General features: G+C 67.6%; 1 protein-coding gene. It reads left to right on the forward strand.

Features of this window, described 5'->3' with window-relative positions:
• The coding region (locus tag EWM57_RS21280) for a hypothetical protein (protein WP_207218368.1) at positions 1-1,230 on the forward strand (1,230 nt) is incomplete at both ends.

Consider the following 1,230-nt stretch of genomic DNA (forward strand, 5'->3'; position numbering starts at 1 on the left):
TCGGCACGGCCACCACGGTGAGCCTGGCCGCCGGCGTGGCCCAAGACGGCAATAACACCCCGAACTCGGCCAGCAGCCCGTACAGCGTCACCTACAACCAGCCCACGACGGTGTCGTCGGTGACGCGCCTCGTACCTATGGTTTCGGCCACGGCTACGGCCCAGGTGAGCTACCGGGTTGTTTTCGCCAACAGCGTGACGGGCGTCACGGCCAGCAACTTCTCGGTAGCGGGCCCCACGGGTGCCGGCGTCAGCAGCGTGTCGGGCTCGGGTACTACCTACACGGTGGTGGTGAACACGGGCACCGGCAGCGGTACCCTGACGCTGAACGTGCAGAACGGCACCGGCATTTCGCCCACGGTCACCAACGTGCCCTACACCAGCGGCGAAACCTACACCATCAGCAAGAGCTTCCCGGCGGCCCCGCTCCTCACCCTGCGGGGCGCGGGCTCGGCCACTAACAGAAGTGACGTGACGGCCTTCGTGGACTTGGTGCAAGTGGTGCAGAGCGGCACCAGCACGACCGTAGCGGGCGGCGTGCAGAACGACAGCTTCGAGAGCAGCAACGTGTCGGCGGGCAACTTCCTGTACGCCGGCTCGGTGGTCGCCGCGCCCTGGACGTTTGGGGGCGGGAGCGGCGTGTCGCGCACCAGCAGCGGCTTCGGGTCGACGGCCCCGACCGGGGGCGGGGATGCCGTGGGCCTGCTGCAAAACGCCGGCGCTAGCCTGGCGCAAAACCTGGCCGTGCCCACAGGCTCCTACCAGGTGAACTTCCAGACCACGCAGCGCACCAATCAGTTCAGCGACCAAATCGTAATCGTGTTCCTCAACGACGGGGTCAACGACGTGTTCCTGGGCACCATTCAGCCGCGTTCCGGCGCGTACGACTCCTTCACCTCGGCCCCGTTCAGCGTGACGGCCCCGGCCCTGACGGCCACCGTCAGCTCCGCGGCCGCCGCCTCGGGCGGCACCACCGGCACTACCCCGATTCCCTTCACGGTAGACTTCTCGCAGAGCGTGGGCAGCAGCTTCACGGACACGGACGTGACGGTGACCAACGGCACTATCACCGCCGGCAGCTTCAGCGGCAGCGGCGCGGGTCCTTACACCTTCACCGTGACGCCTACCACGTTCGGCACGGCCACCACGGTGAGCCTGGCCGCCAGCGTGGCCCAAGACGGCAATAACACCCCGAACTCGGCCAGCAGCCCGTACAGCGTCACCTACAACC

Origin of the sequence: Hymenobacter persicinus (assembly GCF_004167665.1) — a bacterium.
In the GTDB taxonomy this organism is placed as follows: Bacteria; Bacteroidota; Bacteroidia; order Cytophagales; family Hymenobacteraceae; genus Hymenobacter; species Hymenobacter persicinus.